The sequence below is a fragment of the Pseudonocardia sulfidoxydans NBRC 16205 genome (assembly GCF_007989085.1).
Taxonomy (GTDB): Bacteria; Actinomycetota; Actinomycetes; order Mycobacteriales; family Pseudonocardiaceae; genus Pseudonocardia; species Pseudonocardia sulfidoxydans.
The window spans coordinates 1-593 of the sequence record NZ_BJVJ01000203.1 but is presented as its reverse complement, the minus strand read 5'-3'; the positions used below and the strand labels follow the sequence as shown (position 1 = coordinate 593).

Annotated in this window: 1 protein-coding gene; it reads right to left on the bottom strand. The window is 75.7% G+C overall.

Translation table 11 applies throughout. The annotated features are described in order from the left end of the window. Positions 1–593 (bottom strand): DUF222 domain-containing protein (locus tag PSU4_RS31030; RefSeq protein WP_147116253.1); only part of this gene is annotated, 593 nt, incomplete at both ends.

The window sequence follows — 593 nt, the reverse complement described above, 5'->3', positions numbered from 1 at the left end:
AGCCCGTCGGGGATGACGCGGCGGGCGCGGCCGACGTCGAGGGGCTGCCCGGCCCCGCCCAGGACGACGGGCACGACGCGGGCGTCGCAGCAGAGCAGACGTAGCTGTTCGGGCGACAACGGGCCGCCGAGGTCGAGGCAGCCGGCGCGGGCGCGGTTCTGCAGGTCGTCGAGGCGGACGGTGACGCTCAGGTGGGGGCGTTCGCCGCCACGGTCGGGGACGTCGCCGTGGTCGAGCACGTAGGCGCACGCGTCGGCGAGGGCGTCGGCCTGCCGCTCGCCCATCGAGCGGTCGTCGTCGGCGGTCAGCGGTGCGGAGTGGGCGTCGACGACCGTCGCGATCGCGTCGAACATCGTGGGGTCGTCGAAGCGGCCCTTGATCCGGCCGCCCGCGCCGTCGGGGTTGCGGGTGAGGAACAGTTCGTTGACCGGGACGGGTGGGCGGTCGTCGGGTTCGGCGCCGTCCTGGTCCAGGGTTTCGACCAGGACGGTGGCCCAGGCGTGGAGGTCCGCGGGGCTGTAGTCGCCGGCCTTCGCGGCGACCTGGGCCTCGGCCGCGGCCCAGATGTCGGGGGTGAGCCGGCGGGCCGCAGG